General features: G+C 25.0%; 33 protein-coding genes and 1 pseudogene. 31 read left to right on the plus strand and 3 right to left on the minus strand.

All coding sequences use genetic code 11. The features are described from left to right. From AC4KN9_RS03465 to miaA, 14 genes and pseudogenes are all read left to right on the plus strand, one after another. Nucleotides 1-453: an arginine repressor gene (locus AC4KN9_RS03465; RefSeq protein ID WP_491017261.1), complete on the plus strand. Its 453-nt coding sequence runs from the start codon at nt 1-3 to the stop codon at nt 451-453. Then, a complete protein-coding gene (gene recN / locus AC4KN9_RS03470; protein WP_491017262.1) occupies nt 453-2,117 on the plus strand; it encodes a DNA repair protein RecN in 1,665 nt (554 codons plus the stop codon). The genes AC4KN9_RS03465 and recN overlap by 1 nt, the downstream gene beginning before the upstream one ends. Further along, nucleotides 2,110-2,652, plus strand: a complete 543-nt coding sequence (locus tag AC4KN9_RS03475) for an NUDIX hydrolase (RefSeq protein WP_491017263.1) — start codon at nt 2,110-2,112, stop codon at nt 2,650-2,652. Before recN ends, AC4KN9_RS03475 begins: the two co-directional genes overlap by 8 nt. Continuing rightward, nucleotides 2,649-3,260 carry a site-2 protease family protein gene (locus AC4KN9_RS03480; protein WP_491017264.1) on the plus strand — a complete coding sequence of 204 codons (612 nt, stop codon included), beginning with the start codon at nt 2,649-2,651 and terminating at the stop codon, nt 3,258-3,260. Before AC4KN9_RS03475 ends, AC4KN9_RS03480 begins: the two co-directional genes overlap by 4 nt. Beyond that, the gene (locus tag AC4KN9_RS03485) at nt 3,257-3,991 is read left to right on the plus strand and encodes a segregation and condensation protein A (RefSeq protein WP_491017265.1); all 735 of its coding nucleotides are present in this window, start codon (nt 3,257-3,259) and stop codon (nt 3,989-3,991) included. Before AC4KN9_RS03480 ends, AC4KN9_RS03485 begins: the two co-directional genes overlap by 4 nt. Then, nucleotides 3,984-4,532 carry an SMC-Scp complex subunit ScpB gene (gene scpB / locus AC4KN9_RS03490; protein ID WP_491017266.1) on the plus strand — a complete coding sequence of 183 codons (549 nt, stop codon included), beginning with the start codon at nt 3,984-3,986 and terminating at the stop codon, nt 4,530-4,532. The genes AC4KN9_RS03485 and scpB overlap by 8 nt, the downstream gene beginning before the upstream one ends. Continuing rightward, the gene (locus tag AC4KN9_RS03495; RefSeq protein WP_491017267.1) at nt 4,522-5,214 is read left to right on the plus strand and encodes a pseudouridine synthase; all 693 of its coding nucleotides are present in this window, start codon (nt 4,522-4,524) and stop codon (nt 5,212-5,214) included. Before scpB ends, AC4KN9_RS03495 begins: the two co-directional genes overlap by 11 nt. 8 nt (nt 5,215-5,222) lie before the next feature. Next, a complete protein-coding gene (gene cmk / locus AC4KN9_RS03500) occupies nt 5,223-5,876 on the plus strand; it encodes a (d)CMP kinase (protein WP_491017268.1) in 654 nt (217 codons plus the stop codon). Next, on the plus strand, nt 5,866-6,441 hold the full coding sequence (locus AC4KN9_RS03505) for a lysophospholipid acyltransferase family protein (protein WP_491017269.1): 576 nt from the start codon (nt 5,866-5,868) through the stop codon (nt 6,439-6,441). Before cmk ends, AC4KN9_RS03505 begins: the two co-directional genes overlap by 11 nt. 152 nt (nt 6,442-6,593) lie before the next feature. After that, nucleotides 6,594-7,808: pseudogene (rpsA, locus tag AC4KN9_RS03510) on the plus strand (30S ribosomal protein S1); the annotation flags it as partial. A 49-nt stretch (nt 7,809-7,857) separates the two neighbouring features. Next, nucleotides 7,858-8,775 carry a DMT family transporter gene (locus AC4KN9_RS03515; RefSeq protein ID WP_491017270.1) on the plus strand — a complete coding sequence of 306 codons (918 nt, stop codon included), beginning with the start codon at nt 7,858-7,860 and terminating at the stop codon, nt 8,773-8,775. 7 nt (nt 8,776-8,782) lie between these two features. After that, the gene (gene mutS, locus AC4KN9_RS03520) at nt 8,783-11,386 is read left to right on the plus strand and encodes a DNA mismatch repair protein MutS (protein WP_491017271.1); all 2,604 of its coding nucleotides are present in this window, start codon (nt 8,783-8,785) and stop codon (nt 11,384-11,386) included. Further along, on the plus strand, nt 11,379-13,217 hold the full coding sequence (mutL, locus tag AC4KN9_RS03525; RefSeq protein WP_491017272.1) for a DNA mismatch repair endonuclease MutL: 1,839 nt from the start codon (nt 11,379-11,381) through the stop codon (nt 13,215-13,217). Before mutS ends, mutL begins: the two co-directional genes overlap by 8 nt. 1 nt (nt 13,218) lies before the next feature. Then, nucleotides 13,219-14,145, plus strand: coding sequence for a tRNA (adenosine(37)-N6)-dimethylallyltransferase MiaA (miaA, locus tag AC4KN9_RS03530; RefSeq protein WP_491017273.1), 927 nt, complete (start codon nt 13,219-13,221; stop codon nt 14,143-14,145). A 72-nt stretch (nt 14,146-14,217) separates the two neighbouring features. Here the strand turns inward: miaA and AC4KN9_RS03535 are convergent, their stop codons facing one another. Both AC4KN9_RS03535 and yneA read right to left on the minus strand, forming a co-directional pair. Further along, a complete protein-coding gene (locus AC4KN9_RS03535; protein ID WP_491017274.1) occupies nt 14,218-15,150 on the minus strand; it encodes a diacylglycerol/lipid kinase family protein in 933 nt (310 codons plus the stop codon). A gap of 78 nt (nt 15,151-15,228) precedes the next feature. Further along, nucleotides 15,229-15,522: a cell division suppressor protein YneA gene (gene yneA / locus AC4KN9_RS03540; RefSeq protein WP_491017275.1), complete on the minus strand. Its 294-nt coding sequence runs from the start codon at nt 15,520-15,522 to the stop codon at nt 15,229-15,231. Nucleotides 15,523-15,654: 132 nt separating this feature from the next. Here yneA and lexA point away from each other — a divergent pair, with 132 nt between their 5' ends. Then, nucleotides 15,655-16,269, plus strand: a complete 615-nt coding sequence (gene lexA, locus AC4KN9_RS03545) for a transcriptional repressor LexA (protein WP_491017276.1) — start codon at nt 15,655-15,657, stop codon at nt 16,267-16,269. On the opposite strand, the gene AC4KN9_RS03550 is transcribed toward lexA, so the two are convergent. Next, nucleotides 16,266-17,252, minus strand: a complete 987-nt coding sequence (locus AC4KN9_RS03550) for a tyrosine recombinase XerC (RefSeq protein ID WP_491017277.1) — start codon at nt 17,250-17,252, stop codon at nt 16,266-16,268. The genes lexA and AC4KN9_RS03550 overlap by 4 nt on opposite strands. Nucleotides 17,253-17,324: 72 nt before the next feature. Here AC4KN9_RS03550 and AC4KN9_RS03555 point away from each other — a divergent pair, with 72 nt between their 5' ends. The 16 genes from AC4KN9_RS03555 to AC4KN9_RS03630 all read left to right on the plus strand — a co-directional run bounded on the left by AC4KN9_RS03555 (nt 17,325) and on the right by AC4KN9_RS03630 (nt 26,455). After that, nucleotides 17,325-17,822 carry a COG2426 family protein gene (locus tag AC4KN9_RS03555; RefSeq protein ID WP_491017278.1) on the plus strand — a complete coding sequence of 166 codons (498 nt, stop codon included), beginning with the start codon at nt 17,325-17,327 and terminating at the stop codon, nt 17,820-17,822. A gap of 14 nt (nt 17,823-17,836) precedes the next feature. Continuing rightward, nucleotides 17,837-18,061, plus strand: a complete 225-nt coding sequence (locus AC4KN9_RS03560; protein WP_491017279.1) for a phosphoribosyltransferase family protein — start codon at nt 17,837-17,839, stop codon at nt 18,059-18,061. 7 nt (nt 18,062-18,068) lie between these two features. Continuing rightward, on the plus strand, nt 18,069-18,389 hold the full coding sequence (locus tag AC4KN9_RS03565; RefSeq protein ID WP_491017280.1) for a phosphoribosyltransferase: 321 nt from the start codon (nt 18,069-18,071) through the stop codon (nt 18,387-18,389). Nucleotides 18,390-18,409: 20 nt separating this feature from the next. Beyond that, nucleotides 18,410-19,342 (plus strand): FAD:protein FMN transferase, encoded by a 933-nt coding sequence (locus AC4KN9_RS03570; protein WP_491017281.1) that lies wholly within the window; start codon nt 18,410-18,412, stop codon nt 19,340-19,342. A 690-nt stretch (nt 19,343-20,032) separates the two neighbouring features. Further along, nucleotides 20,033-20,170: a hypothetical protein gene (locus AC4KN9_RS03575; RefSeq protein WP_491017282.1), complete on the plus strand. Its 138-nt coding sequence runs from the start codon at nt 20,033-20,035 to the stop codon at nt 20,168-20,170. A gap of 122 nt (nt 20,171-20,292) precedes the next feature. Continuing rightward, nucleotides 20,293-20,487 carry a DUF2599 domain-containing protein gene (locus tag AC4KN9_RS03580; RefSeq protein ID WP_491017283.1) on the plus strand — a complete coding sequence of 65 codons (195 nt, stop codon included), beginning with the start codon at nt 20,293-20,295 and terminating at the stop codon, nt 20,485-20,487. Between the two features lie 17 nt (nt 20,488-20,504). Further along, the gene (locus AC4KN9_RS03585) at nt 20,505-20,840 is read left to right on the plus strand and encodes a hypothetical protein (RefSeq protein WP_491017284.1); all 336 of its coding nucleotides are present in this window, start codon (nt 20,505-20,507) and stop codon (nt 20,838-20,840) included. A gap of 38 nt (nt 20,841-20,878) precedes the next feature. Beyond that, complete coding sequence (locus tag AC4KN9_RS03590; protein ID WP_491017285.1) at nt 20,879-21,208, plus strand: hypothetical protein; 330 nt, start codon at nt 20,879-20,881, stop codon at nt 21,206-21,208. Between the two features lie 3 nt (nt 21,209-21,211). Beyond that, on the plus strand, nt 21,212-22,192 hold the full coding sequence (locus tag AC4KN9_RS03595) for a hypothetical protein (protein ID WP_491017286.1): 981 nt from the start codon (nt 21,212-21,214) through the stop codon (nt 22,190-22,192). A gap of 311 nt (nt 22,193-22,503) precedes the next feature. Further along, nucleotides 22,504-22,794, plus strand: coding sequence for a hypothetical protein (locus AC4KN9_RS03600; RefSeq protein ID WP_491017287.1), 291 nt, complete (start codon nt 22,504-22,506; stop codon nt 22,792-22,794). A gap of 48 nt (nt 22,795-22,842) precedes the next feature. Continuing rightward, nucleotides 22,843-23,418 carry a hypothetical protein gene (locus tag AC4KN9_RS03605; protein ID WP_491017288.1) on the plus strand — a complete coding sequence of 192 codons (576 nt, stop codon included), beginning with the start codon at nt 22,843-22,845 and terminating at the stop codon, nt 23,416-23,418. 45 nt (nt 23,419-23,463) lie between these two features. Continuing rightward, nucleotides 23,464-23,898: a toll/interleukin-1 receptor domain-containing protein gene (locus AC4KN9_RS03610; RefSeq protein ID WP_491017289.1), complete on the plus strand. Its 435-nt coding sequence runs from the start codon at nt 23,464-23,466 to the stop codon at nt 23,896-23,898. Between the two features lie 110 nt (nt 23,899-24,008). Then, nucleotides 24,009-24,626: a hypothetical protein gene (locus AC4KN9_RS03615; protein ID WP_491017290.1), complete on the plus strand. Its 618-nt coding sequence runs from the start codon at nt 24,009-24,011 to the stop codon at nt 24,624-24,626. A gap of 52 nt (nt 24,627-24,678) precedes the next feature. Then, on the plus strand, nt 24,679-25,095 hold the full coding sequence (locus AC4KN9_RS03620; protein ID WP_491017291.1) for a hypothetical protein: 417 nt from the start codon (nt 24,679-24,681) through the stop codon (nt 25,093-25,095). A 149-nt stretch (nt 25,096-25,244) separates the two neighbouring features. After that, nucleotides 25,245-25,571 (plus strand): hypothetical protein, encoded by a 327-nt coding sequence (locus AC4KN9_RS03625; protein ID WP_491017292.1) that lies wholly within the window; start codon nt 25,245-25,247, stop codon nt 25,569-25,571. A 416-nt stretch (nt 25,572-25,987) separates the two neighbouring features. Continuing rightward, nucleotides 25,988-26,455 carry a hypothetical protein gene (locus AC4KN9_RS03630; protein WP_491017293.1) on the plus strand — a complete coding sequence of 156 codons (468 nt, stop codon included), beginning with the start codon at nt 25,988-25,990 and terminating at the stop codon, nt 26,453-26,455. Nucleotides 26,456-26,493: the final 38 nt, after the last annotated feature.

Raw genomic sequence — 26,493 nt, forward strand, 5'->3', positions numbered from 1 at the left:
ATGAGAAAATATGACAGACAAAGAATTATACTAACACTAATTGAAGAAAATGAAGTAGAAACACAAGAACAATTAACAGAATTATTAAAGAATATGGGAATTGTTGCAACACAAGCTACAATATCAAGAGATATTAAGGAATTAAGAATAACTAAGGTTCAAACAAAAGATGGTATATATAAATATACTGTTTTAGAAACAATGCACGATACCTTAAATGAAAGATTATCTAAGATATTTAGATTATCTGTTTTATCTATTAAAGCAAATAGAGGACAGATTATTATTAATACAGTATCATACGCAGCAGCAGTAACTTCACTATATTTAACAAATCAAAAATTTCCAGAAGTTGCAGGCATAATTGCAGGTGCAGATACCATTTTAGTTCAAGTTCATGAAAATGCTGATATGGGAGAATTAAAAGCTAAAATAGAAGGTTTAATTTATTAATGTTAATTAATTTGCATGTAAAGAATTTTGCAATAATAAAAGAATTAAATATCGATTTTGAAGAAGGCTTGAATGTTTTAACGGGTGAGACAGGTTCTGGTAAATCTCTTATTTTAAAAGCTATTTCTTTCATTAAAGGTGAAAGATTTAATAAAGATTATTTGAGTAATTTTGGAGATAAGACGATAATAGAAGCTGTATTTACTACAAATGATAATATAAACACTTTTTTAAGTGATCACGGATATGAGTTAAACGAAAATGTAATAATTTCAAGAACATTTTCGTATAATAGTTCTATTAGCAAAATAAATAATAGTGCATGTAATGTAAAATTACTTTCAGAATTAGGAGATATGCTGTTTGATATTCATGGACAGCATTCCCAATTAATTATTTTAAATAAATCAAATTATATTGATTTAATCGATAAATTTAACAATAATACAATAGAATTAAAACATAAAATATCCAAAAATTTAAAAGAAATAGATAAATTGAATAAAGAAATTGGCGAATTAAATTTGTCTGATGATGAAATAGAAAGAGAAAAAGATTTATTAAAATATCAAATTAATGAAATTGAAAAGTTTGACTTCGATAATTATAACGAAGAAAAATTGAACAAAGAGTATAAGAAGCTTACCAATCAATCTGAGTTAATAAGAGGTACTGATAATTTATTAGAAATTATCAAAAATGGAAATAAATTTGATTCTCTTTTTGATTTATCATCAAATGCGTATAATTATATACTTGATTTGCAAAAATTAGATAATGATTTAAGTGAGATTACATCTGATGTATTAAATATTAGAGAATTAATAAGGGATTTAGGAAATAAAATTGAAAATTATAGCTTCACCTTAGAAATAGATGAAGAGAGAGTTCAAGTTATAGAGGATATGTTTTCAGACTTTCAAGTATTAAAACTTAAATACGGTAGAAGTGAAGAAGATATACTTTCTTTTTTAAGTGATATAAAGAATCGCTATGATCTTATTATAGATATTCATAATAGAAAATCGGAAATTTCAAAACAAATTTTAAGGCTAGAAAATGAAAATGATAATTATGCAGAAAAGTTAACAAAACTCAGAAAAGATATAATAAAAAATTTAGAGATTGATATAATAAAAGAATTATATCAAATGAATATGCAACATATTAATTTTAAGATTTCAATTTCAAAATTAGAGAAGATTAAAAATAACGGAAGAGATGATGTAGATTTTCTCATTTCAACGAACAAGGGGCAAGAACTTAAAAGTCTAAATCAAGTTTCATCGGGTGGTGAAATTTCAAGATTTATGTTAGCTTTAAAATCTGTTTTTATTGAGAAGGATGATATTAATACAATTATATTTGATGAAATAGATGCTGGAATAAGTGGAAAAACAGCTGATATAGTAGGTGATAAACTAAAAGATATCTCAAGTAAAGTTCAACTAATTGTTATCTCACATCTTCCACAAATTTCTAGCAAAGCTAAGCATCATTATTTAATTACTAAGAATATTGCTGACGAACAAACTATTTCATCTGTAAAAAAATTAAATATGGATGAGAGAGAATTAGAAATTGCAAGACTTATATCTGGTTCTAATATAACTGAGAATAGTATTATATCAGCGAAAGAGTTATTAAGGGGGATAAATGGATAATATTAAATCGGAAGAGACGATTAAGACTGAAAAGATTTACGAAGGAAAAATTATAAAGGTTAGGGTGGACACTGTTGAGCTACCTAATAGATCTTATGCTAAAAGAGAGATAGTTGAGCATGATAGAGGAGTTGGAATAGTTGCTTTAACTGAAGATAAAGAAATTTACTTGGTTAAACAATTTAGAAAATCTATTGAAAAAGTTATTTATGAAATACCAGCAGGTTTAGTTGAAAGTAATGAAAATCTTTCAGATGCGGCAATTAGAGAGGCACAAGAGGAAATTGGGATTAAACCAAATAATATGGAACTAATATTGGAAGCGTACGCTTCCCCCGGATTTACAGATGAAATTTTTTCTATATTTTTAGCTACCGATTTAGAAGAAAGTAAATTAGAACTTGATGACACAGAATTTTTAGAAGTTGAAAAAATGCCCCTTGTTAAAGCTATAGAAATGGTAGAAAATTTTGAAATAATAGATGCAAAATCAGTAATGGGAATTTTATATGTGGCTAGAAGGTTTAATTTATGATTCCTAATTTAGAAAATATTATTATTACAGCTATTGCTATTATATTTACATTGGTAACACATGAAATAGCACATGGATATGTTGCATTGTTGAATGGTGATGATACAGCAAAAAATTTAGGACGATTATCACCTAATCCATTAAAACATCTTGATCCTTTAGGTACATTATCTATGCTAATATTTAAATTTGGATGGGCTAAGCCAGTTCCGATAAATCCTAATAAATTTAAGAATTATAGATTGGGAATGTTTACAGTTTCAATAGCAGGTATTATTGTAAATTTACTGACAGCTTTTATTTCAGTTATATTATTAACATTCGCAAAAAATATAATTTTAGTAAATTTACTAAAAGCTTTATTATCCTATGGTGTTATTTTTGCTATTTTCAACTTGATTCCAATACCGCCATTAGATGGGTCAAAAATTTTAGCTAGCTTATTGCCTATAAAATTTACTAATTTTATGTACAAATATGAAAGATATTCTTCAATTATTCTGATAATATTACTTTTCTCTGGGATTATTGATAAATTATTAATACCACTTGTTAATTTAACATTTAAGTTCTTAATTGATATTGTTAATTTTATGGGGTTACTATGATAAATGTTAAGACGGGCGAATTTTATGGTCCATTTGACTTATTGCTCGATTTAATAAAAAGCTCAAAATATGATATATATGATATACAAATTTCTGAAATCACAAATAAGTATATTGAGTCATTAAAAACTTTAGATATACCAGCAGATGAAACATCTGATTTTATTTTAATTGCAACACAATTGTTATATCTAAAAACTAGATCATTATTAAAAGATACTATTGAACATGATGATGAAGATGAAGTTATATCTCAAGAAGAACTTATTGAAAAATTAAACAAGTATAAGATTATAAAATCTATAATTCCTAATTTACGTATTTTAGAAGACGAAGGAATGCTCAAATTTTTTAAATTTCAAGAGGATTTATCAGAATTTCAAGAAAAAAAAGAAAGTAATATTACATATGATGTTGAAAAATTAAAATATTATATGGAAATTATAATTAATAAGCTTTTTGAAGATAATGATTTTAAGGTTGATGAAATCTTAAATAGAGAAGAATATTCACTTGAAAAGTATAACGCTGATATTAAAATAAAGCTAATTAAGGAACGTTTTATTAATATTACTAATACTTTAAGAAAAGTTGAATCAAAATCAGAAGCAGTAATAATATTTTTATCAATATTAGAATTAGCTAAAACTAAAAATTTAATTATCTCACAGGATAATGAGACATTAGAAATATTAATAAATATAAGAGAAGACGGGGGCAAAGATGAATAAGAGAGAAATAAAATCAATTATAGAATCTATTTTATTTGCCTGGGGTGAGCCTTTGCACATCAATGAATTAGTAAATATTTTAGGAATAAATAAGAAAGAACTGAGAGAAATAATTAAGGAAATGCAAAAAGAAATAGAACATTATAGGCGAGGTATCATCATTAATACATATGACGACAATCTACAAATGTCTACTAGAATTGAGCATAACAAATATATTTCTAAATTGGTAAAAACAAGCAATAGAAAATTAAACAATTCTACTATGGAAGTACTAGCTATTATAGCGTATAACCAGCCTATAACAAGAATAGAAATAGATAGTATTAGAGGTGTAAAATCATCTAGTTCTGTAGAGACATTGAAATCTAAGCAATTAATAGAAGAAGTTGGAAAATTAGATGCGGTAGGAAAACCAATCTTATATGGTACTACTGTGGAATTTTTAAGAGCTTTTAATATTTCATCATTGAATGAATTACCAAATATTGAAGGTTTAGATAATATAGAAAAATTACTGGATAGTGAAGATGAGAATTAATAAATATATTGCACATTGTGGTATTTGCTCAAGAAGAAATGCTGAGGATTTAATAATAAATAACCAAATTAAAGTCAATGGCGAAATAATGAACGATTTAGCATATAAAGTTGATATTAAAAATGATATAGTTACATATAATGATAATCCTATAAATTTAATAGACAAAAAATATTATTTTTTATTAAATAAACCTATAGGATATACCTGTACAAATAAAAGTGCCTTTAATGATAAATTAATTTTCGATTTAATTAACATTGATACCAGGCTATTTTCTATCGGGCGTTTAGATAAAGATAGTCGAGGAATTATAATCATTACAAATGACGGTGATATATATAATAATGTAATCCATCCAAGAAAAGAAATACACAAAGAATATATCGTAACTTTAGATAAAAATATTTTATATGATGATATTCAAAAATTAGAAACCGGAGTAGATATTGGTGGATATATAACTAATCCATCTATAATTAAAAAGATTGACAATAAAAAAATATCTATAAAAATAAATGAAGGTAAAAATAGACAAATCAGAAGAATGTTTAAAAAACTAGGATATGAAGTTATAGATTTAAATAGAATATCCATAGGAAAAATAAATCTTGATAGTCTTAAAATTGGTGAATATAGAAAATTAACTGATAAAGAGATTAAGTACTTAAAAAATTTATAGGAGATTTTATGTATAAATCTATAGCGATTGATGGCCCTGCAGGAGCAGGAAAGAGTACAATTTCAAAATTATTTGCGAAAGAAATAAACTTTGATTATTTAGATACTGGAGCAATGTATAGACTATTTACATACTATTATCTTTCAAATAATATTGATATTAAAAATGAAAATTTAATAAAAAATAAAATTAAAAACATTGATATTCAATTAAGAGATGGAAGGTTTTACTTAAATGGAAAAGATGTATCAAGAGAGATAAGAAGTGATAAAGTAACTCAAAACGTATCATTATTATCTTCATATAAGTCTGTTAGAGAACATTTAGTTAAATTACAAAGAGAAATCGCATCAAAATCAAACATAATTTTAGACGGAAGAGATATTGGTTCGCATGTATTAAAAGATGCCGATATCAAATTTTATTTAGATGCTAGTCCTGAGGTTAGAGCACAAAGAAGATTGGATCAAATGTCCAACAATAATATATCTTATAAAGAAGTATTAGATGATATTAATAAAAGAGATTATAAAGACAGTAATAGAGATATTAGTCCACTAAAAATTGCTGATGATGCTATTTTAATAGACAGTTCAAATATGACTATTGATGAAGTAGTGAGAAACATGAAAAAATGTTGTGAGGAAAAAAATGTTTTATAAAATCATAAAATTAATTCTTTATCCTATATTTAAGCTTATATTTTTATTTAAGGTTAAAAATAGGCCAAAAATTGAAAAAAATAAACGATTAATTATTTGTGGTAATCATATAAGTAATTTAAATCCAATTTTATTTGAACTAATAAACCCTGAAATGATTCATTTTATGGCTAAGAAAGAATTATTTGACAATAAATTTTTATCTTGGATACTACCAAAATTTGGAACTTTTCCCGTTGATAGAGGAAACAATGATATTGATGCTATAAGACAATCTATAAAAGTGTTGAAGGATGATAAGATTTTAGGTATTTTTCCTGAAGGCACAAGAATTAAACAAGGGCAAACATCTAGAGAAAGATTTATAGATGGCATAGCAATGATTGCAGTAAAAGCAAATGCAGATATATTACCTATTCAAATAAAAGGAGAATACAAACCATTTGGAAATATTGAATTTATTTATAAAGATATAATCAAAATTGATAAATTTGAAAATAAAAATAAAAAAGAGTTATATAAAGACATTATGGATGAAATATATGATTCTATTTTTAACAAATAATATAAAAAAAAACAATATTTTTATATTATAAAGCTAAAATATATTATTTTAATGAAAATTGCGTAAAAAAGTTGCAAATATACATATTATGATATAAAATAAGTTTAAATATATGGTTACAACCATATGGGAAATTTAGGAGGAAGTCAATTATAATGGACAATATTAGTAACGAAGAATTTATGGAGCAAGTAGAAGAAAGCATGGTGAAAATTTATCCTAAGGATATAGTAAAGGGTACAGTAATCAATGTTAAAGAGGACGAAGTTTTTGTAGATATCAGATATCGTGCAGATGGTATTATTAAAAAAGAAGAAATGTCTGATGAAGAAGCTAAAAATATTTTAGAAGCATTCTCAGTTGGTGAAGAAATTGATGTTTTTGTTATCAAATTAGATGATGGAGAAGGAAATGTTGCTTTATCTACAAGCAGAGTAGAAGGACTAAAAAACTGGAAGAAACTATTAGAAGCATATGAAAACGAAGAAGTGGTAAAAGCTTCTGTTAAAGGAATAAACTCTGGTGGATTAGTAGTTAAAGTAATGGGAATCAATGGATTTATTCCTGCATCTCAAATCACTACTTACTTTGTAAAGAACTTCAAACAGTACGTTGATCAAGACTTAGATGCTAAAGTATTAAGTATTGATGAAAAGAAAAAAAGAGTTGTACTATCAAGTAAAGTATTAAAAGAAGAAAAACTTGATGATATTTGGGCAACATTAGAACAAGATGCTATTGTTACAGGGAAGGTAGTAGAAATGGTAGACTTTGGTGCTTTTGTAGACCTAGGTGGTGTAGATGGATTAATTCACATTTCTGATATTTCATGGGATAGAATTGAAAAACCATCAGACGTTTTAGAAGTAGGGCAAGAAGTTGAAGTTAAGATACTAAAAGCAAATAGAGATAAAAATAGAGTTTCTTTAGGATTAAAACAATTAACTGAAAAACCGTTTGATGCATTTGCGAACAATAATAAGGTTGGTGATGTAGTAGAAGGTGAAGTAGTTAACTTATTAGACTTTGGTGCATTTCTAAAATTAGATGAGGGTGTTGAAGGATTAGTTCACGTATCACAAATCAGCAACGAACACGTACAAAAGCCTTCTGATGTATTAAATGTTGGTGACAAATTAGAGGTTAAAATTTTAGAAATTGATGCTGAAAATCAAAGAATTTCTTTAAGTAGAAGAGCATTATTAGAACCAGCACAATCTTCAAGAGAAAATAATGAATCTTCAAGACCAGCCTCATCATCAAATAATAGAAAAAAAGATAGTAAATCACATAACAAGAATGAAAGCAATGACGATAACTCATTTGGTTCAAATCTTGGTGAATTATTAGATGATTTAAATTTATAGAATAAAATACAAGAGGGATTAATACCCCTCTTTTTTAATTGGAGAAAAAATGAAAATAGATTTTAAGAATAAAAAAATAGTATATTTGATATCAATATTTTGTATGTTTTTATGGGGCTCAGCTTTTCCTACCATAAAGACAACATATAAATTAATGGGAATAAGTTCTAACGATTACTTTTCTATGATTTTTGTAGCAGGAATAAGATTTCTCATAGCGGGACTCATTATTTTATTAATTATGTATTTTATCGATAGAAAAAATATACATCAATTAAAAACAGAGTTTCCATATTTATTAAAATTATCGATATTAGTAGTATCTTTAGGATATTTTTTATTTTATATTGGTACAGGAAATACAACAGGTATGCAAGCATCTATTATATCGTCTTCATCTACATTTATAATTATAATACTCTCACATTTTTTATTACCAAGTGAGAGATTTAACAAATATAAACTTATAGCCATTTTTCTTGGTCTATCTGGAATTGTTTTGTCAAATATTAATAAGGAGTTAATATTTGATTTTAGCTTAATAGGAGAGGGGTTTTTATCGATATCATCATTTACAATGGCTTTAGGAACAATACTTGTTAAAAAAAATACTAAAAATATTTCTGCTTTTGCAAAATCATGTGGGCAATTTTTATACGAATCCATACCATTAATTATTATTGGTTATGTTGGAATGGAACATAAGCTTGTATATACAATAGAATCTTTTTTATTAATATTTTATGGCGGGATAATTTCATCTGTAGCCTTTACACTATGGTATTTAATTTTGAGACAATATAAAGCAAGTGAAATTTCTTTTATGCGTTTATTTATACCATTTTTTGGTACATTTTTAAGTGCTGTATTATTAAAAGAGCAGATCAATATTTGGATTATTTTTGGACTATTATTGGTTATATTAGGTATATATATTATTAACAGATATAGTAGTAAGGAGAATTGAGAAAGATATGAAGCTTAAGGATATAGATAAAGAAAAATTGACCCCTATGATGAAACAGTATGCCAAAATAAAGGAAGATAACCAAGATAAAGTACTCTTCTATCGTTTAGGAGACTTTTATGAAGTTTTTTTTGAAGACGCTATTACTGTTTCAAAGGAATTAGAACTAGTTTTAACAGGTAAAGATTGTGGTTTAGATGAAAGGGCACCTATTGCCGGCATACCACATCATTCTTCGCTAACTTATATGAATAGACTGGTAGAAAAAGGCTATAAGATAGCTATTGCTGAACAAATTGAAGATCCGAAACATGCGAAAGGTATAGTAGAAAGAGCAGTTGTAAAGATTGTATCTCCAGGTACCTTATTGAGTTTAGAGGGACAGTCGAAAAACAATAATTTTTTAACCTCTATATATTTAGACAATAATTCATATGGTGTTTCTTATATCGATATTACAACAGGGGAGTTTTATACCACTGAAACCATTAATTCTATAAATACAGAAAGAGATTTAATTGATTTTTTAGTTAAGATAAATCCTAGAGAAATATTGATAAATAAAGAAATTCAATTTAAATCTTTTAATGACTATATTGCATCAAATAAAATTTATATAACTAAAATAGATGCAATCTTAAATGCTAAAGAAGCTAATTATTTATTAAAAAGAAAAGTTAGATTTTACGATGAAAATTTTTACAAAAATAAAATATTTTCAGTATTAGCTTCATCTATGTTACTTGATTATATTTATCTATATAGACAGGAAAATTTAAATCATTTAGATTTAATTAAATATATTGAATCAGAAAGTTTTATGAAGATAGATGCAAATACGAGAGAAAATTTAGAAATTCATAAAAATTTAAATGATAATTCAGAAAAAAATACGCTTTATTATATTTTAGATAAAGCTAATACATCTATGGGGTCAAGAAAAATAAATTCGTGGTTAGAATTTCCTCTGATTAGTAAAAAAATTATTAATAGTCGACTTGACATTGTAGATTATCTTTTTACAAATACATCGGTGAGAAATGAATTATCAGATATTTTATCAAATATATATGATTTGGAGAGAATACTCTCAAAAATTTCATTTCAAAGTGCTAATACAAAAGATTTAATTATATTAAAGAATTCATTAGAATACTTACCGAAATTTTTAGAGCTTCTAAAAAAATCTAATGCTAAAATTTTTGAAAAATATATCAATAAATTTGATTCATTAGAGGATATATATACACTTATCGATAAATCTATAAAAGAAGATGGGGCAAATACAATTACTGAAGGTGGTATTATAAAAAGTGGATATGATTTAGAATTGGATAAATTAAGAAAATCCGCAATTGAAGGTAATAAGGAATTAATTGATTACGAAAAGTTAGAAAGAGAGAGAACAGGTCTAAATAAGTTAAAAATATCTTTTAATAAAAATACGGGATATTATATTGAACTTACAAAATCTGTAATTGATAAAGCTCCTGATAATTATATTAGAAGGCAAACATTAAAGAATGCTGAAAGGTATATAACTGATGAATTAAATTTAATAGCAGATAAAATATTAAATTCAGAAAATAATACCATGGATTTAGAATATAAAATTTTCTGTAAAATAAGAGATACAATAGCTGAAAATGCAGCTAGAATAAAGCAAAGTACCGATACTATTTCAAGTATTGATGCTTTAAATTCATTCGCTAATGTTGCAAGTTCATATAATTATACTCGACCAATTTTTAACAACGAAAATTATATATCAATTATTGATGGTAGACATCCTGTAGTCGAAGCATCTCTAGGACGTCATCAATTTATTTCAAACAATACTAGTATAGGCAAGGACAATACAACAATACAAATCATAACGGGACCCAATATGGCAGGAAAATCTACATATATGAGACAAGTATCTCTAATACTTTTAATGTCCCAAATCGGATTCTTTGTTCCGGCATCATCGTGTGATATATCTATTTCAGATGCAATTTTTACTAGAATTGGTGCATCAGATAATCTTGCGAAAGGTGACTCAACTTTTATGGTTGAAATGAAAGAAATGTCAAATATAGTTGAAAATGCAACTAAAAATAGCTTTGTTATACTTGATGAAGTAGGAAGGGGAACCAGCACAAATGATGGTTACAGTATTGCAAAATCAATAATTGAATATATCAGTAAAAAAATTAATTGTAAAACACTTTTTGCAACACATTACCATGAACTAACCGATTTAGAAGAAACACTTTCTAATGTGGAAAACTTAAAAATACTTATTGAGGAAGAGAATGATGAGATGATATTTTTAAGGAAAATTGTAAGTGGAAAGGCAGACAAATCTTACGGTATCGAGGTTGCAAAATTATCAGGATTACCAGATGAAATAATATTTAGAGCAAATACAATATTAAATTCATTAAATGATTATAAAATAGAGGAAAGTACACAATTATCATTTGATTCTAACAATTCTAAAAATATTAAGACAGATATTATATTAAAAGAATTAGTGGAATTAGATGTAAATAATATGACTCCGATTTTTGCACTTGATATTTTAAGCAAATTTCAGAAAAAGGCTAAGGATTTATTAGATGATTAGAATATTAAATGATGACACGATACAAAAAATTGCAGCAGGAGAAGTTGTTGAAAGACCTGTTTCTATCATTAAAGAATTAGTAGAAAATTCAATAGATGCAGGGGCCGATGATATAATAGTTGAAATTGAGAATGGTGGTAAATCACGTATAAAAGTCTCAGATAATGGAAGTGGTATAAAATCAGATGAAATTGATTTGGCTTTTACTAGACACGCAACATCTAAAATTGAAAGTTTTGACGATTTGTATAAAATTTTTTCTATGGGATTTAGAGGGGAAGCTTTAGCCTCTATAATTTCTGTATCTAATGTCAAAATTATTACTAAAACAAAAAATGAAAAAGTTGGTACACAAGTAATTTATGAAAATGGATTTAAATTAGAATCTAAAAGTATTGGTACAAATACAGGAACATCCATAGAAGTCTCGGATCTTTTTAAGTATGTACCGGCAAGGTATAAATTTTTATCAAGCGATATAACTGAAGAAAATAAAATAACTCAATTGATGTACACATATGCAATTGGACATACAGATATTTCAATCACATATATAAAAAATAATAAAGAAATGTTTAGCACAAATAAAAATAATAGTAAATTGATCAATTTTGAGATATTATTTGGTAGAGAGTTTGTTAAAAATTCGGGTGAAATTAAAGCAACATCAGATAATTATAAGATAAATGGTACTATTTCTAACAATAGATATTACAAAGGAAATAGATCTATGCAATTTATTTTTGTAAATGGAAGATATATTGAAAATGATGAAATAACTTCTTCCATTGAAAAAGCATATAATAATTTAATTCCAAGTGGTAGATTTCCAGTATTTGAATTAAATATTTTTGTAGATCCAAATTTAATTGATGTAAATATTCATCCAAATAAACAAAAAGTAAAATTTTCATTTTCTGAAGAATTATATAATTTAATTACAAATACTACTATTGATTTTTTATATGACACACAAACAGAAAAAAAAGTAGAGTCTAAAAATAGAATCGATACTAAAATAAGTTTTCATAAATTAAATGAGGGAGAGGGTTATAAAAGAATATTAGATGCATATAAAGAGCCATTAATCGTAAATGATGAAAATATAATAGAATATTCTTTAAAAAAAGAAGATAAAAACGAAGGTATACAGCTTAATCATTTATATAATCAAGAAGATGAATATAAAAAAATATATCATGATATTATAGATGATTCATCTGTATATGAAGGAAAAAATCAATATAATTTAGAAACTCTCAGCCAGCAAATCTCATTTGATATGGATAGATATATATTTAAGACAGTGCTTTTTAATAAATTTATTTTATTCGAGGATACTAAAGATTCGAGTATACAAGTTATTGATATTGATAGGGCGAATACTAGAATAATTTTTAAAAATTTAGAAAAAAAAATATCTATATTTAGTCAGGATTTATTAGAACCTATCATAGTTAATTTAACGAAAAAAGAAATTGAACAATTTAATCAAAATAAAGAAAAATTTGAAGAAGTGGGTTATAATGCTGATGTATTTGGTGAGGATAAAATTATAATAAGATCAATTCCTTATTATCTGGGGGAACCAAAGACAGAGAAGGATTTTAGAATATTGATAGATGATGTAAATAAACATGATGATCTTAGACATTTTATTAGAAAATCTGTTTCTTTAGCTATAAATAAAATAAAAAATATAAATGAAAAAGAAGCAATATACTTGTATAGAGAATTAAATAATACAGTTAATCCTTATACAAATCCAAATGGAAATACGATTATTTATAATATTAGTAAAGAACAATTTGAAAAAATCTTAAAGGCTTAATATGAAAGATGTAATTATAATAGCTGGTCCTACGGCTGTCGGTAAAACTAGATTGGGAATACAATTAGCAAAAAGATTAAATACCGAAATAATTTCAGCCGATTCCATGCAAATATATAAAAATTTGGATATAGGCACGGCAAAAATTAAAAAAGAAGAAATGGACGGAATCAAACACCATTTAATTGATATTAAAAATCCGTATGAAAATTATTCTGTACAAGAATTTCAAAATGATGCTCTTCAAATAATAGAAAAGCTCAATAAGGAAAATAAAATACCTATAATTGTTGGGGGAACAGGATTATATATAGATTCCTTGACCTATAACTATGATTTTTTAGGTGTTAAACCGAACAAGGAACTTAGAAATGAACTTGAAGAAATATATACTAATGATCCCAATAAATTATTAGAAAGATTGTATTCAATTGATAAAAATCATTATGCACATTTAGGGGTATTAGATAAAAAGAAGATAATCCGTGCTATAGAGGTATATGAAGAAAAGAAAATACTTATAGACTATAGTCGAGAAAAAAATAATAATAAATATAAATATCATCTTTATGTATTAAATGATGATAGAGAAAAACTATATGATAGAATAAATAAACGCGTTGATTCTATGATTAACAATGGTCTCATAAACGAAGTTAAATATCTATTAGAAAATGGTGTAAATATAAATTCTCAATCTATGAAAGCGATAGGATATAAGGAAGTTGTATCGTATTTAAATGGTGATATTAATATTAATAAAATGATTGAATTACTAAAAAAAAATTCTAGGAATTATGCTAAGCGTCAATTAACATGGTTTAGAAGAAATGAATTTACGGAATGGATAAATATCACCATGTATAATAGTAACTTTGATATAATAGAGAAAATAATTAAAGATATAGGATTGGATTACAATTTTTAATATAAAACTAAATAAAAAGCAATATCTTGATATATTTTGTAAAATCAAGATATTGCTTTTTTTATTACATACTTAACCAAAAATTACTAAAGATAATACTTTTGGTAATATTTCAAATTTCATTTCCTTAAATTTATATAAATTGCCATCTATATTGCCTATTAATTCTTCATTATTGATTGTAACTATTTTTCCACTTATAAGTTTGAGATTATGACTAATATCAAAATTCATATGCTGTTTTGTTTTATAAACTCCAATTAGACTTATCAATTTAAATATTCCAACATAGTCTATATAGTTAAAATCAATTATTGAATCAGTGATACTTGCGTCAGGGGCAGGTAAAAAGCCTCGACCATAATATTTTGAATTGCAAATAGCATTCATTATACAACTATTTTGTCCTGTGTTTATAGAACCATCAGAATATTTTAAAGTATACTTATATTTAATAGGTTTTAATTTTTTTAGAGACATAAATATTCCGGCAAGAAAGGAAAATCGAGCTAAAATAGGAAATTTTTTCTTAAATTTAATTGAATTTTCTAACACAACACTTTCAAAACCAAAAGCAGCTACGTTAATTGATGTTTTATCATTAATTTTAATTAGATCTATTTTTTTGATTTTTAATTTATCCATTCTATCAATAATATCATTTTGATTCATATTAGGATAAATTGCCCTAGAAAAATCATTTCCAGTACCATTAGGGATAAAAGCAAAATATATTTTATTATTCCCATATTTATAAATTGCCTCTGTTACCTCACTTATTGAACCGTCTCCTCCGATAGAAATTATTAAAGAATTAGTATTATTTTGTACAAAATTTATTGTATACAATCTATTTGATTCAATATTTTCAGTTAATTTAATAATGATTCTATGTTTTTCTACATTTTCAAACAATTTATCTTTAACTCTTTTCTTTATTTTCTTATATTTTCTAGCACTAGTAGAAATTATTACAAGAATTTTATTAAAATCTTTTAAGTTCATAAAAACCCCCGCTAATATAGTTTCTATTATACTATATTAGTGGGGGAAAGGATAATATAAAATGTAAATTATATTATTTTAATATAATGGTATATAGATTTTATCGCCTGGTTTAATTGATGCTGATTTTATACCGTTTATATTTTGTATATCATATATAACTTCTCTTATGTCTCTTCCGGAATTTACTTTAGAAGCAATACTCCAAAGTGTATCACCATATTTTACTATAACGACTTCTTTATTTGATTTACTTTCTGTGATGCTTGAGCTGTTTGCTGTTATAAATGCATAGATTACTACTGTAAACAATATTACAGTTATAAATATAAATCTATTAAATTTTCCTTGATCTTTAATTCTAAATTTCATTTCCCCTCCACAAACATTTGTTCTACATATAATATAACAGAACATTTGTTCGATGTCAAGAAAAAAAGAACATTTGTTTTATTTTTTTTATTTTGTTATAATATATTTAGAAATTATTGAAAAGAGGATATTATGCTTAATGAAAGACAAGAGAAATTATTTAATTTCTTAGTAGAATATATCACAACTAATCAGTTTCCGCCTTCAGTTAGAGAAATGTGTGCAGGTGCAGATATTAAATCGACATCTACTGTTTCAAATGATTTAAAAATTTTAGAAAAATTTGGATATATAAATAAGAATGAGTCAACTAGCAAATCAATTGAACTATTAAAAGATAAATTAGGAAATACAATAATTGGAAAAGAAGAAACTATAGATATTCCTATTGTAGGAAAGGTGTCAGCAGGAACTCCAATTACTGCTATAGAAAATATAGAATTTTATTTCCCTATTCCCAGTTATTATTCAAAACAAGGAGAATTATTTATTTTAGAAATCGATGGAGAATCCATAATCGAAGCTGGCATATTAAATGGTGATAAAGTACTCGTAAAAAAAACAAATATTGCAGATCACGGAGATATAATTATCGCACTTATTGATGATGACGCTACCTGTAAAAGATTATATAATAAAAATGGTCAGATAATGTTAATTCCAGAAAATTCAACAATGGAACCAATAATACCTGACAATTTTACAATACTTGGTAAGGTTATTTCATTATTTAGAGAAAATATTTAATCATCATTTTTATCCATTTTAATATCATTAAGTGGGTTTACATCTATTGCTTTTCTTAAATTGTCATCAACTACATGTGTGTAAATTTGAGTTGTAGCAACTGATGTATGCCCTAAAACTTTTTGTAATGTTCTAATATCCACACCTTCTCTATACATAAGAGTTGCAGCTGTATGTCTTAATTTATGTGTAGAATATCTGGTTACATCAAATCCGGCTTTAACTAAATACTTATCAATCATATGTTGAATAGCTCTATTGCTTATACGATTTTTTCTATTACTTAGAAATAATGCCTTCTCATCTTCTACATCAGGTCTAATACTTAAATATTCATCTATTGCGTATTTACAAGCATCTGTCATATAAACTAGTCTCTCTTTATTACCTTTTCCTATTACATTAAATTCCTTTTCTTTAATATTTGAAATATTAAGACCGGCTAATTCAGAAAGTCTAATTCCCGTAGTTAAAAACATTAATACAATAGCAAAATCTCTTGTTCTAGTAAACATATTTTTTTCTTTTGCAATAGTTTGTAAAAGTATTTTAGATTCGTCTAAAGTTAAATAAATTGGATTTCTTCTTTTTCTTTTGGGCGTTTCCAATTCAAGTGTTGGATTTTCATCTAATTCTTTGGAAATTGTAGTAAGATATTTATAAAAAGTTCTTAGTGAGGAAACTTTTCTTGCCCTTGTAGTAGAAGAGTTATCTCGAGCATTATCTCTATATGAAATATATGAATGAACATCTATAATTGATATTCCCTTTAAATCTTTTGCTCTCATTTTTTTTATGTCGATATTTTCAATTTCATCAATATTTTCAATATTGTGATCCAATACGTTCAATCTAAATACCATATATTTTAAGTATAATCTTATATCATAATAATATTCATTTATTGTATTTTCAGATAAACCTTTTATGGTTTTGTTGTAGTTTAAAAAATCCTGTACAAATATCGGAATGTCCTTATTCATAAATTCCTCCGTTCATATATATTATACAACATTTATGATATAATGTAATTTAGATTATAAAAAGGAGTTAAGATGAGTTCAATTATTAATAATATCACACAGTTTTTTAGAACATTTTTTTCACCGGAATTAACTGTAGCAATAGTATCTATGATTCCATTTATTGAGTTAAGAGGAGCTATACCCATCGGGGTAGCTATGGGATTACCTATTAAAACTGCAATAATAATTTCTTTAATAGGTAGCACTATACCAGCGATATTAATTATATACTTAATAGGTTATGTGTTCGATATTTTGAGACATATTCAATTTATGGATAGACTAATAACAAAAATTAATGTTAAAACTTTAAGTAAAAGAGAACAAATTGAGAAATTTGGATATATTGGTTTAATTCTATTTGTTGGTATTCCATTACCAGGAACTGGAGCATGGTCGGGGTCACTATTAGCACATTTATTAAATTTAGATAAGAAAAAATCTATTTTATCTATCGCATTGGGAAATATGGTAGCAGCAATTATTATATCCACTTTAAGCTATGGTATATTTAAATTTATAAGATAATTTAAGGAGATAAAATGCACGATATATCAAAACTAAATGAGATTGAAAACATTGAAATTACAAAAGAAGAAATAATACAAAAAGTATCTGAAATGGCCTCTATAATAACTAATGACTATAAAGATTTTCAGGAAGATGTTGTATTAATAGGAATACTAAAGGGAGCGTCAATATTTTTATCAGATTTATGTAGAGAAATTGAGATTCCTGTTCAATTAGAGTTTATGTTCTGTTTCTAGTTACGGTATGAGTACAGAATCTAAGGGAAATGTTAGAATAATTAAAGATTTAGATTCAAACATTGAGAATAAACATGTAATATTAGTTGAAGATATTATTGATACAGGTTATACATTAAATTATTTAATAAATAATTTTCAATCTAGGGGTGCAAAAACTGTTAAGATTGCAACACTACTTAACAAGCCATCACGAAGAGTAGTTGATGTGAACGTTGATTATGTTGGATTTGAAATTCCAGATAAATTTATAGTTGGATATGGCATAGATTATGCTGAAAAATATAGAAATTTGCCGTTTATTGCCTCAATAAAAACGATTATATAAATAATAAATAGGAATTAGAAATGGGAATAAAAACAAAAACCATAAAATTATATGGAACGACAATAAATATAAAAATTGAGTCTATGAATGCGGAAAAAATTTTGGATAATTGTATAGACTTACTTTATAAATACAATCTTATATTCAGTGCAAATAATCAAAAATCAAAATTAATGGAAATTAACAATCATGCCGGTATTAAACCTGTTAAAGTTGATTTTGAACTATTTGAATTGATTGAAATTGGTAAATATCACAGTTTACAAGAAGATAGCAAATTAAATATAAGTATAGGCCCATTAGTAAAAGCCTGGGGCATAGGATTTGATACCCCTAAAGTATTATCTGATAATGAAGTGAAATCACTTCTTCCTATCACTGATCCAAATAAAATTATTCTAGATAAAAAAAATTTAACAATATATCTAAAAGATAAAGGAATGGAAATTGATTCTGGAGCTATAGCAAAAGGATATATCTCTGACAAAATAATGGAATATATTAAAAATCAAGATGTAAAATGTGCCTTGATAAATATGGGTGGTAATGTTCTTACATATGGATCTCCAACACATAATATAGATGGCAATTGGAGAATTGGTATACAAAATCCAAAATTAAAAAGAGGAAATCATGTATTGATGCTTGCAGTTAATAATATGTCTATTGTAACATCTGGAGTATATGAAAGAAAATTTGAAGAAAATGGTAAATTATATCACCATATATTTGATCCTCTTACAGGATATCCAACTAAAACAGATATACAAAGTATCTCAATACTTTCAAAAAGGTCCGTTGATTGTGAAATTTGGACAACTAGATTGTTTGGAAAGAGTGAGCAAGAGATATTGAGAGAAGTAAATCAACAAAATCATATTGAAGTTGTTATAATTAAAGAAAATGGTAAAGTGATTATATCTAGAGGTATTAAGAAATATATTATTATTTAATTAACGCTTATCTTGAATTACGTTATAGACAAGTCAAATTGTAAAAATTTTTTAGTTTAATGTCTAGATATTCTAAAAACTTATATAGGATTTTGAAGCAGTTTAGATTGTCCGATAGAGCCTTTTTTAATCTTGATTATTTTAGAATAATCCCGAAATCTATAAATATGGAAATATAGCTTTTGTTCAAAATGAACAAAAGTGAATACAAAAAAGAGAAAAGTAAAATTTTCTCTTTTTTGTAATTTTAACACTTAAATGAATGTGCGTAAGCACGATTATAAAAAAATGTAGCGAAACGACCTTTTAAGCATAGTGAAAAAGTTCAATAATAAAGAAAGAGGAAAAATGAAATTAAAATGTAAAAATATGAAAATAAAAATAATTTCTACACAATAGAAAAATATTCTGGAACTTGCATTAATATCTTTAATAATAAAGGCGAAGTAGATGATAGTTGTCCAAATGCTGAAATATATAATCACGCAGAACATAAATTAACAAGTGTTTATTATTATTGTTATGAATGCAATAATATAGTATCTAAAATACCAGTCGACGAACTATATTAGAGGACTTGGGTTAATACTTGAAAACGAAATCATAAAGTAGTATAATGATATTAATAAATAATGCATTATTAAAGATAGATAAGAATAAAATTTTATAAGCCTTAAGAAAGGGTAGAATATGAAAAAAAATGCTCTTATATTAATTTTAGCTTCCTTATTACTATTTAATGTAACTAATGTGGCTATGGCAAACAATGTTTATGATAATGTTGAAAATAAATTTTCTGATACTAATTACGATTCTACTTTTAGTTAATAATTTTAGAGCTTCAATTTTTAGTTTTACTTATTTTAATTCAATATCTTGGATTTCAAGAGATGGTAAGATGTCACTAAGTTTAACTCCTAAGTCTCCATTTTTACTAACAAAGAGTTAAGTTGGCAGGAAGCGATAGATTTTTTCAATATCATCCTATGTGTAGACAAGAAACTAATAAAACTAAATTTATGAGTATGTATAATCAATATGCTTGTCATGTAGATTTTGTAAGAGGAATTAAAACTCCATGGAATATTGAACCATGGAAAGCTGACAAAGGATATTGGGGGTTTGTTCAAGGAAGATGTAATTAGAAAGGTAGGATATTTATATGTTTGAAAGTTATATGGTAGTGAACTTAGTACAAAAACAGAATCAAATGTATTTCTTTTGGATTACTATTCCTATTTTTATTATTGTATTACTTATGACTTATAATGTAACAAAAAATATAAATATTAAAAACTCCATATTTAGCACAGTTTTATGCTCATCTTCATTAGCCGGATTGCTAATTCTTGGAGGCTCTTTAAGTGATGAAGGAATAATAGAAGCAGATGCACTTTTCTTTATTCTAATTTTTATCATATCTTTAATTTTACTATTGATACAAATTACTTATTATATAAAGACAAAATCAAGGTTAGGTCCTAACAATAAAATATGACTTTTGTTCATTCTGAACAAAATAGAAAGGGCTAGATTATGAAAAAAAACATAAAATTATTATCAATAGCAATATTAACATTGTCGTTAGTGTCATGTTGTAGTAATAATAAAGAAAAATCTAAAGAGACACAAAAAGAAGTTAATTTACAAACAATTGATGAAACAGAAACAAAAGAAAAAGAAGAATTTTCAAAACTTGAATTAGAAGCTAAGTTAGAAAATTACGATATAAATAAATCAAGTAAAATCATTGCAAAAATAACTGATACGAAAGAAAAAGAAGATACATTTTCAGTAATGGATATAAAAAAAGGTAAAGAAAAAGATCAATTTATTTTATCAAAAGATTTATTAATGAACAAATAATATGTGATTTCATTAATACCATCAATAAACAAAGATGGATCAATAAATGAAATTAAAAATGATTTCAAAATAAATACCTCATCTAAAAACTTTACGGAAAAAGTAAATTCAAAATTTATAAAAAAAGAAGATGTAACAAAAACACAATTAGAAGATATTATCAAAAAGACAACTGTAGCAGTACAAAATGGTGATGAAACTTTAATAAATGAAAATGGAAAGAAAGTGTTAGCTTTAGTAAATACAAATGTTAAAAACACAGAAATAGCTAAAAAAGACGATATTAAAGTTGTAGATGTAAAAGCAGTTCAAGAAACAAGAAAAGAAACAAATAAAAAAGATTCTAAGCCTATAGAAAAAGGAACACAAAAAGAAAAATCTGTTTCAAGTAAACCACAAACACCAAAACAAAATACAAAGACAGAAAAAACAAAAGAAAATAAGGTGACAAAGCCATCATCAAGTAAGCCAAAAGAAACAAAGAAAGAAGTAGTTAGAACAACTGAAACACAGTCAATATCATTTGATACAATAGATAAATATGCTTATACAGGTGGAAAATCAAGAGTATATCAAGAAGGAAGAAGTGGAGTAAGAACTATTGTAAAAGAAGATGGTAAAGTAGTATCAAATACAATTACAACACAAGCACAAGATAAGATAATAGAAAGATATGTAAAAGTACAAAGTGCAAAATATAAGACAGTAAAAAAAGAAGTAGATGATTTAGATAAACCAGTATATAGAGAAAGAGGTAGAGCAAGATGGTTTGTAAAAAATGATTTCACAGGTGAAACTAAGTATTTTTACTCAGCAGAAGAAGCTCACGGAGAATATTCTAGAAATGGAGATAAAGGACAATTATCTTCATGGGGTACAGCCGAAACTGAAATAGTTGTAACAGATGAAATCATTGGTTATGAAACTAAAATAGTAAAAGAAGAAGTTAAAGTATCAGATGAAGTATGGGAATGGAAACATTAATAAATTTTAGAAGATAACTTTTGTTCAAAATGAACAAAAGTTAGAAAAGAGATAGAGAGATCTATCTTTTTTTATTGAAAGAGAACTAAAATTATCGGTATTTTGTATATAAAAAATTTCAAATATGATAGAATTAGATTAATATGATAGAATTAGATTAAAGGGAAAGATAAATATGTAAATAAAGTATTAAAATATTTTTCTATTGAAGAAAAAGATAAAAAATTAATGTTAAGTATAATAAAAAGCAAGAATATTATACTAAATTATCTGACGATAATATTAAATTAAAATATATTGAGTTGCAGTCTTTGTATGAATATAAAAATAACATTCTACGTCTAATACTGATTGTATTATTAGTAGGAATAATATCAGGTTTAACAACAAAAGTATTTAATCTAATATATTTTATATTAAACAAGGGACTTACTTTAACAGATAAAGAGTTATCTATAGGAATATTATATTTAACGATAATAATTTATGGTTTTATTTCAATTCTTATTATATTTAGTCTAATTAGTTTTATAAAAGATATAAGAGAAATAAAAAAAGAAATATTATTAATTGAAAAAATACAAAATGAACAAAAGTATTAATGAGAGAGAAGTAAAATTCTCTCTTTTTAATTTTAAAGAGGTGTGTAAATGGAAGAAAAATTAAGAAAGATATTAAATATTTTATATAAACTTACTAATGATAGAAACATACTATATATAAAATCTTCATTAATATATTCTACAAATTATTCAATTATTAAAAGTAATTTACTAATATATATGGATACTAAATTATTAGAAATGATAATTAGCAATTTGTGTATATATTATTTTTCAGAATTTGATATTAACCTGGAATACTATTACCTTTATAATTATGATATAATTTTAACTGAAAGAGGTGTAGACATGAAAAATATATATAATATTGATATTCCATACGGTTATAGAGAAAAATATGTTGATGCAATTTATGAAATTAATAAAAATATTGAAGAAGAAGGAGTTGTTTTCTTATTTATTAATAATATTCCTTATAATTTACAATCTTTTTTATATATTGAAACAAGTAATGTCGAGATAATAAATATTATTAATAAATACAAATTAAAACAATTAACTTATGGTAAAAACATGTTTGAATATATTAAACAAATGGCGTCAAAATCTTGGAATAGTATAGGATTAAGCAAAGAGATGGGCAAAGAACAAATAAACTTATAAATTCAAAGTTATTATCAAATTCCAAGTATAAGTGTTTTTGAAAAATTGGGTTATAAAATACCAATAGATAATAGAAAAATATTTATATCATACTCTCATAAAGATAAAGAAACCGTTATACCTTTTATTGAAAAATTAACTAGTATTGGTTTATCAATTTGGATTGATCAAGTTGAAATAGATTTTGGAGAAAATCTTACTGAAATAATACAGGATGCAATGAAGAATTGTGAAATGGCTCTTTTATTTTTAAGTCAACATACAAAAAACGCTTTATATCAAAAACATGAATTAACAACTATATTTAACGATGTAATAAACAATACAAAGAAATTTATTCCTATAAAGTTAGATGATATAAATTTAAATGATGTTTTATATGGATTAAATAATTATTTATATGTAGATTATTCATCAGAATATGATGTTAATAAATTAATTAGTATGTTGATATACGATTCAAATATATATAATAAATAGGATATAACTTAAGTTCAAAATAAACAAAAGTTACAATTATAGAGAGAAGCAATTCTCTCTTTTTTTATTTTAAAGGAAAAGAATAAATTTTTTAACTTGCAAAATAAAAGATGAGTTGTTATAATTATAACAAAGATAACGTTATAAAAAAATATAAATATATAAAGGAGATTATATGTCAAAAAAAAATTAATAAAATAGTCGCTATATTTTTATCATTAGTAATAGTTCTAACAGTATTTACAAGTAATAGTAGTGTGATACATGCTAAAAGAGAAGTTGAAAATTCTAATTATTCAGAGTATATTAAAAATATAGAAGAAGAAATTAAGTTTATTTTTGAAACAGCAAGTAGTTATGAAAATGGTGAATTATTAATTAATAAATATTTACTGATACAAAAATATGGAGTAGAAAAATCTAATAATATTGAAAAAGGTATAAAAAAAATATACAAAATTGGTTCTGATAATTATACTAAAAAATATGCGGTAAAATCTGCTTTTATTGACTGTATGAAAGGTGAATTAGTAGGAATGATTCCTGGAATGGACTTTTATCAATTATTAGAAAGTGGCGATGTGGCGGCTTACATTCAAGACAAAGCATGGGGAAAAGCAGCAGAATTAATTGGAAAACAAATGTTAAGATTCGGTATAAAAGCAAATGTTGGTACATTGATTGCAAGTTTAGCTTACTCAGGAGTAAAATGTACATTTTGGGGATAAATAATTATTAAAATTAAATTAATTAATGTTGTGATATTTGACAGGAGAAAAAATGGGAATATTATCTAATAAAAATGAAGAAGTAAGAACAGCTGTAAAAAATGATTTTAGTACAGATAGAGACTATTTAATAGTTTTAAAATATAATTCAACATCAAAATCCTTACTAAAAATACTCATAAGTAATTTATGGGGAATTTATAGTTCTAGCAGAACTTTTATTTTATATTTTAATTCTGATGGAATTCATATTAAAGAAATTAGCACATCAATGAAATATAAATTTAATTGTCATTCATGGTGTGATATTAAAAATTTTAAATCAGATGATAAAGGTAATAAAGCAATTATAAGTTTTAATTATTTACAAAAAGAGCACTCGTACGAAGTTCCTTTTGATAATACAAAATATTTAAAAGATAATAAAAAAAGGTATTATGAACTTAATGAAAAAAATTTTTACAAGTAAAGAATGTATAATTAGCCTGTTAATAAGAAAATAATTTTTGATTTCATTATCAAATACACTTAAATACATACATAAAGAGAGAAAAATAAAGTTCTCTCTCTTTATGTTTTAAAGGTAATTATAATGAAGAAAGGAAGAAATATCTATATATGAATAATATTAAAGACATTGGAAGGGTAGAATTGACATATGAAAATTATCTAGTTTTTTCTACTGCTAATGGAGTATCTGAACTCATAAGTGTTATAGTTACCTCAATAGTAATGTTATTAAATATTGTATTTAAACCAAGTGTTACTATCATGATGTACTCAATGTTAACTGTAGCGATATTTTGGTTTACTAATCTTATAATAAGCTTGATTTTTATTGACAATTATCCTTTTGTGGAGTTTTATATAGTAGATTTAGATAATCAAATAGAATTTGAAATAGATAAAAAAGAATTTTTAAAATTAAAAAATCTAAAAAAGTAGAAAAAGATACAGTAAAATTTAAATATGAAGAAGAACAATCGATAGCTTATAAAAAATTTAAAAACAAAATAAATTTAGATAAAGAAAAGAGTTTAGAACAATATAAAAAAGTAAAATATTAAATAGTCGTAATAATAATAACAGTATTTAATTATAACAATTTGATATTATTAATTTAGGGGAAAATAAATTAATGGGTGAGAGAGAAGTATAATTCTCTCTTTTTTAATTTTAAAGGAGAAAAAATGTATAGAATATTTATTTATCTATTAATGATAAAATTTTTTGCTAAAATGCATTAGTGAAAAATAAAATTGAAACACCTAAAAAAAAGGAAGAAGTAATAAAATGAAAAAAGTAATCTATCATAAACTGTAAAAAAAAAGACAATTTGAAACTCAAGAGGAGGAAAATTAATGAAAAAAAATTTAATCAAGAAAATGTCAAGTATATTACTTGCATTCATGTTATTATTTACAGGAATGTCAAGTGCATTTGCTGGAATTGCACCAAGTGGAAATTTAAGAGTAAAATACCTAAATGGATATATCAGATTATCAGGTGGATTTTTCCAGCAAGCAACAAGACTGTCTATTAACGGAGTGGAAGTTTTTTGTATAGACCCTAACAGAATATGGGCAACTAATCAAAATTATAGAGCAATTAATCCATATAAAAATCAACAAACTATTCATCATGGATCACAGTCAACAAAACTAACAGAAGATAAAATAGAAACTTTTGAAAAAGATAAAGATATTGATAACGATGGGGTTGTAGATAGAGCTGATATTGATCCAAATAGACATGAAGTTTCTGATTTTAAAGATTTGAGTATAAAAAATAAAACAAATATAAAAGAATTATCTGAAATTGAAAGATAAATATGTTAAAATATTATTAAATAATAACTTTGTTCAAA

This window comes from Helcococcus sp. SA-HE-C1, from assembly GCF_985670335.1.